Genomic DNA, 12,475 nt, shown 5'->3' with positions numbered 1-12,475 from the left:
GTGACTACCGGAAGGTGACGTCACTTCTGTTGACCTTGCAGTTGGCGTCGTTCCAGCCCTCACCGAGGTAGCTGGGTTCGCTGCCCTTGGGCACACCCTTGTACTTGCCGCAGATGGTGGCCGAGCCGATGACGACCACGCGAGTGATCGTCGCGGTGTCGTTCCAGTTGCTGTTGATGCCGGCGAGCATGTCGATGTCGTCGACGAGGACGTTGTCGATACGCACGTGACGGGTGTGCGAGGTGGAGCAGTTGCCACAGGCGCGGTACAGCTTGCCGGACCCCTTGAGGTAGAAGCCGGAGATGTTGACCGTGCCGTTGCCGTTGTGCTGGAAGGTCTTGTCGCTGCCGTTGCGCGCGCCGCCACCGATGATGTAGGAGGTACCGCCGTTGGTCTGCTTGAAGGTGGCGGCGTCCTCACCGATGTCGTTCCACCACACGTTGCGCAGTGTGCAGGTGCCCTCGCAGTGCACGCCGTCACCGGCGGGCGAACCGAGGATGACGTTCTGCAGCGTGCCACCGTTGGCGATCTTGAACATCGGGTCCTGCGACTCGCCCTGTCCACCGTCACCCATGCAGCAGTACGTCTTCATCCCGCCGTCGAAGGTGCCGGAGACGCTGACCGTGCCCGAGATGCTCACCGAGCCGGCCGACGACGGCCACGCACCAGTCGGCGCGCCCGGGTTGCTGGTCGGACCGGGCGTCGGACTGCTGGTGGGGCCACTGGTCGGACTGGTGGTCGGGGTCGACCCGCCGCTGGAGTACGTCTCGAACTCGGCGATCCGTGGGGTGCCGGACGCGCTGGTGATGACGAAGGAGATCTTCTTCAGCGACGTCGAGGAGAAGTTGATGGTGCTCGGGGCGCTGCTGCCGCTGGCCAGGACGGAGCCCGTGTCGTGGTTCCTGAGCTGCCAGCCGCTGATCGAGCCGCCGCCCGAGGCCTGCACGATGACGGCCGAGGACACCGTCGTGGCGCTGCCCCACTTGACCGAGACCGTGCCGGTCGAGCCGCTCGGCGACCAGTAGGTGCTGGGGTTGCCGTCGATGACGTTGCCATAGCTGGTACCACTGGCCTTGCTGGAGCCGTCAGCGCCGGCGCCGAGGCTCAGGTTCGTGGCGGCCGAGGCGTTGGGAACCTGCAGCGCCAGGGCGACGACGGCACCTGCGACCACGGTGGCACCACCGGCCAGCCACCGCGTGGCGACTTTGCGTCTCATCTGAGTTCACCTTTCAGGCATGAGCACCGGGACGGGAAAGCGCTTTCCGATAACAATAGAGACTGACCAATGAAGAGGCAAGGATCACTTCTTGTTGACGAATCGCTTCCTGTGCGTAGTGCTACGCGGCGGTGACCCCGACGGCGGATCAGGCTGGTCGTCCGCCGAATGCCCACGAGTGGATCTCGATCTCGGCGTACCGGTCCGGGGTCAGCAGTGCGCGCGCCTCGTCCGGGTCCTCCGCCCGGACCAGCGCCGCCGTGCCCAGCCAGCTGACGCCGTCGTCCGACAGCAGCGGCCCGTACGCGATCAGCTCGTCGCGGTCCGCGCTCACGTCCAGGTCGGCTGCCTCCCCCGCCCCGAGGCCGAGCACCAGGTACCGGTCACCACCCGTCCGGCCGCCCGGGAAGTCCCACATGGTGCGCCCCAGCGTGTTGTGCCACCGGCGCAGCAGCACGTCCCGGTACGCGCCGGCCTGGTAGGTGGGCTCGTCGAAGGCGAACGCCCGGGCGGCGGCGGGATCGGGCAGGTCGACGATGTGCACGCTGCCGATCGGCGTCTTCCCGTCGGCGGCGAACGTCGGCCCACGGGCGATCATCCGTTCCGCGTACCGGTCCATGTAGGACCAGTGCTCCTCGCGCAGCTCCTTGCGCAGAGCCAGGGAGTCGCGCCGGTCGCGGTGGTAGCAGAAGTACTCCATACCGCAGATCCTGACGCCGGTGCCGGGAACCGGGGCGGGTGGGTGCCGCTTCCCGCGTGTGGCGTCCGTTCTGTCACCCCTCGGTCGTACGCTCGGGTTCATGACGACGATGGAGACCCACACCCTCGCCGCGCCCGGCGTCGACCTGGTCTACGACGTGCGCAGTCCACTGTCGGCCTCCGGCGGGCACCGCACCCTGCTCATGATCGGTCAACCGATGACGGCGGAGGGCTTCAACGCGCTCGCGCCCCACTTCACCGACCGGACGGTCGTCACCTACGACCCGCGCGGGCTCGGCCGCAGCGTCCGCAGCGACGGGCGGTCGGACCACACGCCGCAGCAGCAGGCGGCCGACCTGCACCTGCTGATCGAGACGCTCGGCTCCGGCCCGGTCGACGTGTTCGCCAGCAGCGGTGGGGCGGTGACCGCGCTGGAGCTGGTCGCGTCCCACCCCGGGGACGTCGCGACGCTGGTGGCGCACGAGCCGCCGATCACCACCGTGCTGCCCGACGCCGCGGCGGCCGAGCGCGCCCAGGCCGCCGTCCACGAGGCGTACCAGGCGAAGGGCATGGGCGCGGGCATGGCCGCCTTCATGGCGTTGGTCTCCTGGCAGGGCGAGTTCACCGACGCCTACTTCGCCCAGCCCGCGCCCGACCCGGCGGCGTTCGGCCTGCCGACCGAGGACGACGGCTCCCGCGACGACCCGCTGCTGTCGAAGGCCTCCGGGACGGTCACCGACTACCGGCCCGACGTGGCGGCGCTCACGGCGGCGCCGACCCGGGTCGTGATCGCGGTCGGCGAGGAGACGGAAGGGACCTACACGGCGCGTACGGCCGTCGCCACCGCGGAGCTGCTCGGCCAGGAGGCCGTGGTGTTCCCGAGTCACCACGGCGGCTTCATGGACGGCGAGTTCGGCTACGCGGGCAAGCCCGCCGAGTTCGCGGCCCGGCTGCGCGAGGTGCTGGACGCCGGCTGACCACCGGCGGCGGGGGCGGGCCGGTCGCCGTCGGCAGCCGCAACACCACTGCCGACGGCGAAGCGGCGTCGAGCGCCGCTCAGAGGGCCACGATCGCCGCCGTCTCCGCCGGCAGCTCGATGCGGTCACGCATCACCGTGACCCCCTCCCCCGTCGCGAGCAGCACCCGGCGCGCCACTCCCGGCAACGTGATCCGTTGCGGCTTGGCGGCCAGGTTCGCCGCCACGAGGGTCCCGCCCCGGCGCATCACCAGGAACTGGTCGCCGGGGCGTACGTCCACGGCGTGCAGCCTCGGGTCGGACAGGTCGGGGCGGCTCTTGCGCAGCGCGATGAGCCGCTTGTGGAACTCGTACATCTCGCGGTGTTCGGGTTTGTCCAGCTCGGCCCAGTCGAGCCGGGAGCGGACGAAGGTCTGCGGGTCCTGCGGGTCCGGCACGTCGCCCTCCGGCCAGCCGTGCGCGGCGAACTCCCGCTTGCGCCCGGTGGCGACGGCGGTCGCCAGCTCCGGCTCGGGGTGGCTGGTGAAGAACTGCCACGGGGTGCTGGCGGCCCACTCCTCCCCCATGAACAGCATCGGGGTGAACGGCGCGGTGAACAGCAGCGTCGCGCCGACGCGCAGCAGTCCCGGGGAGAGGGTGGCGGAGATCCGGTCGCCGGTGGCCCGGTTGCCGATCTGGTCGTGGTTCTGCAGGTACGCGACGAAGCGGTGGCCGGGGGTGCGCTGCCGGTCCACCGGCCGGCCGTGGTGGCGGTTGCGGAAGCTGGACCAGGTGCCGGCGTGGAAGAACCCGCCGGTGAGCACGTCGGTGAGGCACTCCAGCGAGCCGAAGTCGCCGTAGTAGCCCTGCCGCTCGCCGGTGAGCAGGGTGTGCAGGGCGTGGTGGGCGTCGTCGTTCCACTGGGCGTGCAGGCCGAAGCCGCCGGCCTCCCGGGGCGTGACCAGCCGGGGGTCGTTGAGGTCGGACTCGGCGATCAGCGACAGCGGCCGGCCGAGGTGGGTGGCCAGGGCCTCGACCTCGATCGCCACCTCCTCCAGCCAGGGCGTGGCGCGGGAGTCGGGCATGGCGTGCACGGCGTCGAGCCGTAGCCCGTCGACGTGGTAGTCGCGCAGCCACATGAGGATGCTGTCGACGATATAGCGGCGCACGCCGTCGGAGTGCGGTCCGTCGAGGTTGACGGTGCGGCCCCAGGTGTTGCTCTGCTCGGTGAGGTACGGCGCGAACATCGGCGCGTAGGCCCCGGAGGGCCCGAAATGGTTGTAGACGACGTCGAGGATCACCCCCAGGCCCTTGGCGTGGGCGGCGTCGACCAGCCGTTTCAGGCCGTCCGGCCCGCCGTAGGGCTGGTGCGGGGCATACCAGCAGACCCCGTCGTAGCCCCAGTTGTGCTCGCCGTTGAAGGCGTTGACGGGCAGCAGCTCGATCATGTCGACGCCGAGGTCGACGAGGTGGTCGAGGCGGCCGATGGCGGCGTCGAAGGTGCCCTCGGGGGTGAAGGTGCCGACGTGCAGCTCGTAGAGGACGGCGCCGGGCAGCTGCCGGCCGGTCCAGGCCTGGTCGGTCCACTCGAACGCCGCGTGGTCGTAGCGCCGGCTCGGCCCGTGCACGCCCTCCGGCTGCCAGGGCGAGCGGGGGTCGGGCAGCGCCCGCTCGTCGTCGTCGAGCAGGAAGGCGTAGTCGGTGCCGGGGCCGGCGGCGGGCACCTCGACCCGCCACCAGCCGTCCGGGCCGGAGCGCATGTCGTGGTCGGCGACGCCCGGCAGGCGCAGCCGGACGCGGGCGGCCTGCGGCGCCCACACCGTGAACTCGGTCATGAAGCCTCCACGGACTCGGTGGTGGGAGCCAGCAGCGCGACGGGGTAGGTGGCCAGCAGGTCGACCAGCGGGGTCTGCCCGCCACTGTAGGACCGGCCCGTGAACAGGTCGGTCACCTCGTGAACGGGAAGTGACAGGGTGGTGTCGCCCCAGCCGCCGGCGCGGGCCAGCCCGAGCGGCAGGCGGGTGGCGACGGCGACGGCGCCGCCCCGGTCGAAGGCGAGCGCGTGCCGCCCGGCGCGCCCGTGAGCCGGCACCGGCCGGTAGCCGGTGAACAGCTCCGGGCGGTCGCGGCGCAGCCGCAGGGTCCGCGACACCACGAGCAGCTTCGCCGCGCCGCCGGCGTCCACCGGCGGGGGCGGACCGGCGTCGAGGCGGGCCAGCAGCTCCCGGCGTACGGCGAAGTCGACCGGCCGGCGGTTGTCGGGGTCGACCAGCGAGTTGTCCCACAGCTCGGTGCCCTGGTAGGTGTCGGGCACCCCGGGCATGGCGAGTTGCACCAGCTTCTGCCCGAGCGAGTTGGACCAGCCGACGGGGGCGATCTCGTCGGCGAAGGCGGTCAGCTCGGCGTGCAGCTGCGCGTCGTCGTACATCGCGTCGACCACGTCGCGCATGGCCCGCTCGAAGACCGGGTCGGGGTCGGCCCAGCTCGTCGACGCCGACGCCTCCCGGGCGGCCTTCTCGACGTACGCGTGCAGCCGCTCCCGTTCGATCGGCCAGGCGCCGACGGCGGTCTGCCACAGCAGGTGCGCGAACGCCGGGTCGGGCAGCGGCGCGCGGGCCGTCCACCTGGCGACGAGGTCGGCCCAGCGTCCCGGCAGCTCGCTGAGCACGGCGAGGCGGGCCCGGACGTCCTCGGAGCGCTTGGTGTCGTGGGTGGAGAGGGTGGTCATGCTCGCCGGCCAGCGCACCTGCCGGGCGGCGGCGAAGCGGTGGAACTCGGCCGGCGGCACGCCGAAGTGCGCGGGGCTGCCGCCGACCTCGTTGAGCGCGACGAAGCGGCTCCACCGGTAGAAGGCGGTGTCCTCCACGCCCTTGGCCATGACCGCGCCGGTGAGCTGCGGGAAGCGCTTCGCCAGCTCGTCGTCGGGGTCGCGCAGCCGGCGGGTGAGCGCGTCCAGCACGGCGGTCAGGTCGGGGCGGCGGCGGCCGGCCTCGGCGCGGGCGGCGGCCAGGTGCCGGGCGCCGTGCGGCGGGTAGCCCCGGTAGACCGGGAACGCGGCGGCCAGTTCGGCCAGCGCCGTGCGGGCGGCGTCGGGCTCGACGTCGTCGGCGAGCGCGGCGAGGCGGGTCAGCTCGGCCGACAGCAGGCGGGTGGCGGCGGCGAGCTTGGTGTCGTGGGTGAGGTCCTGCCAGGAGGTGTGCCGGCCGACGAGGTGGGTGTCCAGGGCGGTGAAGTCGCCCTCCGCGTCGGGGTCGACGAAGAGCCCGCAGACGGCGGCGAGGGCGTCGTAGCCGGTCGTGCCCTCCACCGGCCAGTCCGGCAGCTCCTCGCCGTACTCCAGGATCTTCTCCACCACCAGCCACGCGTCGGGCGCGGCGGCGCGCAGCCGGGCCAGGTAGGCCGAGGGGTCGCGCAGCCCGTCCGGGTGGTCGACGCGGATGCCGTCGATCTCGCCGGCCGCCGCCCACCGCAGCACCAGCTCGTGGGTGGCGGCGAAGACCTCCGGGTCCTCCACCCGCAGCCCGGCCAGGTCCGAGACGGCGAAGAACCGGCGGTACGTCAGCTCGGTGTCGCCGCGCCGCCAGGAGACCAGCTCGTAGTGCTGCCGGTCGTGCACCTCGCGGGGGCTGCCGTCTGCGGTGCCGTCGGCGATCGGGAAGCGGTGCTCGTGGTAGCGCAACTCCCCGTCGGCGAGCTTGAGGTCGTCGAGGGCGTCCGGGGTGTCGGCGAGCACCGGCAGCAGCAGCCGGCCCCGGTCCCAGTCGACGTCGAACCAACCGGCGTACGGCGAGTCGCGGCCCCGGCGCAGCACGTCCCACCAGGCGGGGTTCGCGGCGGGCACGGCCACGCCGGCGTGGTTGGGCACGATGTCGACGACCATCCCGAGCCCGGCGGCGCGCAGTGCCCGCAGCAGCCGCTGCCGGGCCGCCTCGCCGCCCAGCTCGGGGTTGACGGCGCGGTGGTCGACCACGTCGTAGCCGTGCGCCGAGCCGGGGGTGGCGGTGAGCAGGGGCGCGCTGTAGAGGTGCGTGACGCCGAGGCCGGCCAGGTAGTCGGCCAGCTCGGCGGTGGCGTCCAGGTCGAAGCCGGGACGGATCTGCACCCGGTAGGTGGTGCCCACCCGGGGCGCGTCGGGTCGAGGGGTGCTCGACATGTCAGGCCTTCCTCTCCAGCACCACCACGCACCGGTCGGGCACGCAGAGGGTGCCGCCCGCCTCGACGACCGTGGTCTTCTCCGGTTCCGGTTCCGCGGTGCTGATCACCACCTCCCAGCGCGGCCCGAACTCGGGGCCGGGCACGGTGAAGTCCAGCGGGGCGTCGTGGGCGTTGAAGCAGAGCAGGAAGGAGGCGTCCACGTGGCGCTGGCCGTACGGGCCGCGTTCGCGGATGCCCTCGCCGTTGACGAAGAGCGCCACCGAGCGGCCGAAGTCGTTGCCCCAGTCCTCGCCGGTCATCTCCCGCCCGTCGGGGGTGTACCAGGCCAGGTCCGGCAGGGGCTCGTCGACCAGCCGGGAACGCACCGGCAGGCCGGTGAAGAAGCGCCGCCGGCGGAACACCTGGTGGCGGCGGCGGAAGTCGACAAGCTTGCGGGTGAACTCCAGCAGGTCGGTGTCGGCGGCGTCCCAGTCGACCCAGGCCAGCTCGCTGTCCTGGCAGTAGGCGTTGTTGTTGCCGCGCTGGGTGCGGCCCAACTCGTCGCCGTGGCCGATCATCGGCACGCCCTGGGAGAGCACCAGGGTGGCCAGGAAGTTGCGCCGCTGCCGGGCCCGCAGGGCGCGTACCGTCTCGTCGTCGGTGTCGCCCTCGACGCCGCAGTTCCAGGACCGGTTGTGGCTCTCGCCGTCGCGGTTCTCCTCACCGTTGGCCTCGTTGTGCTTGTCGTTGTACGACACCAGGTCGCGCAGCGTGAACCCGTCGTGGCAGGTGACGAAGTTGATGCTGTGGAACGGGCGGCGCCCGTCGTCCTGGTAGAGGTCGGCGGAGCCGGAGATGCGGGAGGCGAACTCGGCGAGAGTGGCCGGCTCGCCGCGCCAGAAGTCGCGCACGGTGTCGCGGTACTTGCCGTTCCACTCGGTCCACACGGGCGGGAAGTTGCCCACCTGGTAGCCGCCGGGGCCGACGTCCCAGGGCTCGGCGATGAGCTTGACCTGGCTGACCACGGGGTCCTGCTGCACCACCTCGAAGAAGGTGGAGAGGCGGTCGACCTCGTAGAACTCGCGGGCGAGGGTGGCGGCGAGGTCGAAGCGGAACCCGTCGACGTGCATCTCGGTCACCCAGTACCGCAGCGAGTCCATGATCAGCTGGAGCGAGTGCGGGCTGCGTACGTTGAGGCTGTTGCCGGTGCCGGTGTAGTCGACGTAGTAGCGGCGATCCTCCTCGCTCAGCCGGTAGTAGCTGGCGTTGTCGACGCCCTTGAAGCTCAGCGTCGGGCCGAGGTGGTTGCCCTCGGCGGTGTGGTTGTAGACCACGTCGAGGATGACCTCGATGCCGGCGGCGTGCAGCGCCTTGACCATGCCCCGGAACTCCTGCACCTGCTGGCCGAGGTGCCCGAGCGCCGAGTAGCCGTGGTGCGGGGCGAAGAAGCCGATGGTGTTGTAGCCCCAGTAGTTGCGCAGCCCCATGTCGGTCAGCCGGTGGTCGTGCACGAACTGGTGCACCGGCATCAGCTCGACGGCGGTCACGCCGAGCTTCGTCAGGTGCTCGATCATCGGCGGGGAGGCGAGGCCGGCGTACGTGCCGCGCAGCTCGTCGGGGATGTCCGGGTGGCGCATCGTCAGGCCGCGCACGTGGGCCTCGTAGATCACCGAGTGGTGGTACGGGATGCGGGGCGGGGAGTCGTTGCCCCAGTCGAAGTACGGGTTCACCACCACCGACTTCGGCATGAACGGCGCCGAGTCGGTGGTGTTCATCCGCTCCGGGTCGCCGTGCTCGTAGTCGTAGACGGCCGGGTCCCACCGCACGTCGCCGTCGACCGCCTTGGCGTACGGGTCGAGCAACAGCTTGGCCGGGTTGCAGCGCAGCCCGTTCGCCGGGTCGTACGGGCCGTGCACGCGGTAGCCGTAACGCTGCCCCGGCTCGATGCCGGGGATGTACGCGTGCCAGACGTACGCGTCGACCTCGCGCAGCTCGACCCGCCGCTCGGCCCCGGTGTCCCACTCGTCGAACAGGCACAGCTCGACCCGCTCGGCCACCTCGGAGAAGATGGCGAAGTTGGTGCCCATCCCGTCGTAGGTGGCCCCCAGGGGGTACCGCTCACCCGGCCAGACCTGCATGTCGCTCCCTTTGCGCAAGATCATGAGCGCGCACCGCACCATGAGCGCACCACACGACGGGGCCGGGTGGCGCGCGTGCGGGTATTGCCCCACGCGCTCCGCCGCCAATCCACCCGATCGGAGGATGACCGTAATGCACCCGACTGGTAGCAGGTGGACGTTTCGACGCCCCCGGTCACCGTGGCCCCGCTGTCGGTCCGGAACGGATCATGCTTGCGGTCACCATCTTGCGTCCGCACTGGTCAAGTCGATGATCATCGGACAGACTCGCAGGATCCGGCGGGGGACGAGGTCCGGGGGGTGTGCGTGCGGGTGCTCCTGGTCGAAGACGACCTACGCGTGGCGTCTGCCCTCGCCAAGGCGCTGCGCCGTCGGGGACACGAGGTGGTGTCGGCGCTGACGGCAGCCGAGGCGATCCGGGCCGACGCCGTCGACCTCGTCCTGCTGGACCTCAACCTGCCCGACCGGGACGGCCTGGAGGTCTGCCGGCGGCTGCGGCAGGTCGACGAGGACGTCGCGATCATCGCGGTCAGCGCCCGCGCCGAGGAGTACGACCGGGTGGCCGGCCTGCGCGCCGGTGCCGACGACTACGTCGTCAAACCGTTCTCGATGGTGGAGTTGCAGGCCCGCATCGAGGCGGTGATGCGGCGCACCGCCCGCAGCAGCCGGAGCACCCGCAGCACCGGCGAGTTGCGGGCCGGCAGGCTGCGCATCGACGTGCACGCCCGGCAGGTCTGGGTGGGCGACCGGGAGGTCAACCTCGCCCGCAAGGAGTTCGACCTGCTGGTGGCGCTCGCCCGGCAGGCCGGCACGGTGGTGCCCAGGGACCGGTTGCAGCTGGACGTCTGGCAGACCACCTGGGGCACCCGGCACAACCTCGACGTGCACGTCGCAGCCCTGCGGGGCAAGCTCGACGACGCCGGCATGGTCGAGACGGTGCGCGGCGTCGGCTACCGGCTGCGCACCGGATGAGGACCCTCGGTGACCTGAACCGCGACCCACGTCCCGGTTACCGCGTCGGGAATCTCAGGTGATCCTCAAGAATCGCAGGCCGCCCGCCACCGGCGGGCCGAGTACGGGTGTGCTGGGCGCACCCAGCCATCCCTCCTGTTTGGAGATCCTTTTGAGATACAGACGGACAACGGCCGGTGTGTTCTCCGCGCTGCTCGCCGCCGCCCTCGTGGCGACGGCGGTGCCCGCGCAGGCGCAGGGGCAGCCGAGCGCGGCCCTGCAGCAGGCGGAGCCGAACCAGGTGCAGGGCCTCACGGTCGTGCAGGGTGACGGGTACGCCACGCTGGCGTGGACCCGGGTGGAAGGGGCCACCGACTACCAGATCGAGCGGACCCCGCTCGCCGCGGACGGCACCGCCGGCACGCCGGTCATCGCCGGCGTGTGGCGCCCGAACCGGCAGGTCAACAACGACGAGCCGACCTTCGCCGACGCCGGCTTCGCCCCCGGCAACGGCTTCCAGTGGCGGGTACGGGCCCGCTTCGGCACCGAGGTCCAGCCCTACTCGGCGCCGGTCAGCGGCACCACCCGCGGCCACTGGGGCGACCCGGGCACCCCGGGTGAGAACCTGCGCACCCAGTGGGAGGAGACGCTGGGCGCGCAGTACACAAGCGACGTCAACGAGTACGCGTACACCGCCGCGCTCGACGGGGCCAGCGAGCGGGTCCGCGTCGTCGAGATCGGCCGTACCGTCCTGAACCGGCCGATCAACATGCTGGTCATCGGCTACCCCCGGCCGGCGGCGACGCCGGAGGCGGTGGCCGCGACCAACCCGCTGATGGTCAACTGCAACGTGCACGGCAACGAGCCGGGTGACCGCGAGGCCTGCCTGATCATGGCCCGGCAGCTCGCCTTCACCAAGGACGCCAAGACCCTCGACCTGCTGTCGAAGACCACCATGCTCATCGTGCCGACGCTCAACGGCGACGGGCGGGCGGCCAACTCGCGGGGCAACTCCACCGGCCAGGACCTCAACCGGGACCACTCGCTGATCCGCCAGCCGGAGACCCGCGCCCTCGCCGAGATGGTGCGCGACTACCGGCCGATCGCCGGTTACGACGGCCACGAGTACGGCAACACCAACACCGGTGACCTGCCGATGCTGCCGCCGCGGCACCAGAACGTGGCGCAGGGCATCTTCGACGAGTCGCAGAAGATGATCGAGGGCCACATGTACACCGAGGGCGCCCGGGACGGCTGGTGGGCCTGTCCGTACGGGTGCACCACCGGGGCCAACGTGGGTCTGAGCGAGGAGACCATCCTGCGCAACACCCTCGGCCTGAAGAACGTGGTCAACTCCCTGCTGGAGCTGCGCAGCTCCGGTGGCCCGACGCGCCCCGACGAGTCCAACACCGCGAACAACCGCCGGCGCAAGACCTACTCCGCGCTGTGGACGTTCAACCAGTTCCTCACGTACCACGGCGCCAGCGTCCAGGGCATCACCAAGGCCCGTGCCGAGGGGATCCTGTCGCAGTCCGCCAACGAGGGACGCATCGTGTTCCGGGGCTCCCGCAAGATCGAGGCGTACCCCGCCCCGCACCCGGGTGAGGCCCCGCCGCCCGCGGACGCCCCCACCCCGGAGCGGATCCTCGAGCAGGCGCCGTGCGCGTACCGGCTGACCGAGGAGCAGTACCACGGCGAGCGCACCGACGGCCCGGCCGGCCAGCGCACCACCGTGGCCCAGCGGCTCGCCGCCCACGGCTGGAAGGTGATCAAGGTCGGCGACAGCTACCTGGTTCCGCTGTCCCAGCCGCAGCGGGGCCTGATCCCGCTGTTGCTCGACGAGCAGGCCGTGGAGGGCCTGGTCGCCGGCGAGCGGGTCGCCCCCACCCTGACCGGTACCCGCAACGGCCCGCTGGTCGTCTCCGGCGTCGCCTGCCTGGACGGGGCCACCGTCCGGGGTCCGGTCCAGGTGCGTCCCGGCGCGGTGCTGATCGTCAACGGCAGCTCGATCAACGGTCCCGTCGACGCCACGGGCGCCGCCGGATTCGTCGTGACCGACAGCAGGGTCAACGGTCCGGTGCGCGCCACCGGCACCCAGGGCCCGGTCGTGGTGGTCGGCAACACGCTGACCGGCCCGGTCGGCGTGGTCAACGCCAAGGACGTGGCCCCGCTGGTGGCCGGCAACACCGTCAACGGCCCGCTGGACTGCACCGGCAACTCCCCGGCACCGACGAACCTGGAGGTCGCCAACTCCGTGAGTGGTCCGAAGTTCGGCCAGTGCGCCCAGCTCTGACCTGCTGAGTCCCCGCCCGAGGGTGCCGGCAGGTCGGCCCACCGCCGACCTGCCGGCACCTGCCGTACCGGTACTGGAGTGGAGAGACC

Annotated in this window: 9 protein-coding genes; 4 read left to right on the top strand and 5 right to left on the bottom strand. The window is 71.8% G+C overall.

The genetic code is table 11. The annotated features are described in order from the left end of the window. Positions 1-4 precede the first annotated feature (4 nt). A complete protein-coding gene (locus tag AC0OO9_RS27890) occupies positions 5-640 on the bottom strand; it encodes a pectate lyase (protein ID WP_484518070.1) in 636 nt (211 codons plus the stop codon). On the opposite strand from AC0OO9_RS27890, the gene AC0OO9_RS27885 reads away from it, so the two are divergent. Next, positions 573-1,025, top strand: coding sequence for a hypothetical protein (locus tag AC0OO9_RS27885; RefSeq protein WP_484518126.1), 453 nt, complete (start codon positions 573-575; stop codon positions 1,023-1,025). The genes AC0OO9_RS27890 and AC0OO9_RS27885 overlap by 68 nt on opposite strands. Positions 1,026-1,364: 339 nt before the next feature. On the opposite strand, the gene AC0OO9_RS27880 is transcribed toward AC0OO9_RS27885, so the two are convergent. Beyond that, entirely contained in the window at positions 1,365-1,916 is a 552-nt protein-coding gene (locus tag AC0OO9_RS27880; RefSeq protein WP_484513557.1) for a YciI family protein, read from the bottom strand. 100 nt (positions 1,917-2,016) lie between these two features. On the opposite strand from AC0OO9_RS27880, the gene AC0OO9_RS27875 reads away from it, so the two are divergent. Then, positions 2,017-2,892 carry an alpha/beta fold hydrolase gene (locus AC0OO9_RS27875; protein WP_484513555.1) on the top strand — a complete coding sequence of 292 codons (876 nt, stop codon included), beginning with the start codon at positions 2,017-2,019 and terminating at the stop codon, positions 2,890-2,892. Between the two features lie 79 nt (positions 2,893-2,971). Here AC0OO9_RS27875 and treZ read toward each other — a convergent pair whose 3' ends face one another. Genes treZ through glgX form a run of 3 tightly spaced genes read right to left on the bottom strand, consistent with a single transcriptional unit; the run spans position 2,972 to position 9,142 of the window. Further along, positions 2,972-4,705 carry a malto-oligosyltrehalose trehalohydrolase gene (gene treZ, locus AC0OO9_RS27870; protein WP_484513553.1) on the bottom strand — a complete coding sequence of 578 codons (1,734 nt, stop codon included), beginning with the start codon at positions 4,703-4,705 and terminating at the stop codon, positions 2,972-2,974. After that, complete coding sequence (gene treY, locus AC0OO9_RS27865; protein WP_484513551.1) at positions 4,702-7,023, bottom strand: malto-oligosyltrehalose synthase; 2,322 nt, start codon at positions 7,021-7,023, stop codon at positions 4,702-4,704. The genes treZ and treY overlap by 4 nt, the downstream gene beginning before the upstream one ends. 1 nt (position 7,024) lies before the next feature. Continuing rightward, positions 7,025-9,142, bottom strand: a complete 2,118-nt coding sequence (gene glgX / locus AC0OO9_RS27860; RefSeq protein WP_484513549.1) for a glycogen debranching protein GlgX — start codon at positions 9,140-9,142, stop codon at positions 7,025-7,027. A 306-nt stretch (positions 9,143-9,448) separates the two neighbouring features. On the opposite strand from glgX, the gene AC0OO9_RS27855 reads away from it, so the two are divergent. Then, a complete protein-coding gene (locus AC0OO9_RS27855; RefSeq protein WP_484513547.1) occupies positions 9,449-10,114 on the top strand; it encodes a response regulator transcription factor in 666 nt (221 codons plus the stop codon). 178 nt (positions 10,115-10,292) lie between these two features. Beyond that, positions 10,293-12,386, top strand: coding sequence for a M14 family zinc carboxypeptidase (locus AC0OO9_RS27850; protein WP_484513545.1), 2,094 nt, complete (start codon positions 10,293-10,295; stop codon positions 12,384-12,386). The last annotated feature ends 89 nt before the right edge of the window (positions 12,387-12,475 follow it).

The organism is Micromonospora sp. USAFONa4, assembly GCF_057197825.1.
The sequence above is the reverse complement of the archived record's forward strand: the minus strand, read 5'-3'. Positions and strand labels throughout refer to the sequence as shown.